The 452-nt window shown below is 52.0% G+C and carries 1 protein-coding gene; it reads left to right on the top strand.

Going from position 1 to position 452, the window contains the following annotated elements:
• Window positions 1–452: DUF2345 domain-containing protein (locus NV64_RS22910; RefSeq protein WP_146005553.1), on the top strand; the 452-nt coding region annotated here is incomplete at both ends.

Raw genomic sequence — 452 nt, 5'->3', positions numbered from 1 at the left:
GGTGCAGAACTGCGAACTAATGACTGGGTCAGCGTTCGTGGTGGTAGAGGCATTTTGCTGACCGCGGATGCTCAACCTGACGTCAGCGGTAAAATGCTCGAAATGGACAGGGCTGTCGAACAACTGGAACAGGCTCTCACGCTGGCCAGAAGCCTTCAGGTGGCCGCTAAAGGGGCGAAGGTAACGGTATCAGACATCTACAGCCAAAAAGAGCTTAACAACGCATTGAAATACCTCAAAATGCCAGGAATGCTGGCCAGTGCGCCTGCCGGAATAGGTATTCTAAGCCCTGAAACTGTCCGTCTGGCTTCTGGTGGAGCAAGTATTGGCCTGATGTCGGGAAAAAATACCGATATCAGCGCCGGGCAATCATTCACCGTAGCTGCAAGCGAAGCTGTAAGTTTGTTTGCACAGGCTGCAGGAATGAAAATGTATGCAGGGGCAGGAAAGGT

Origin of the sequence: Erwinia sp. B116 (assembly GCF_002865965.1) — a bacterium.
GTDB lineage: Bacteria > Pseudomonadota > Gammaproteobacteria > Enterobacterales > Enterobacteriaceae > Erwinia.
This window is presented reverse-complemented; position numbering and strand designations above follow the sequence as displayed.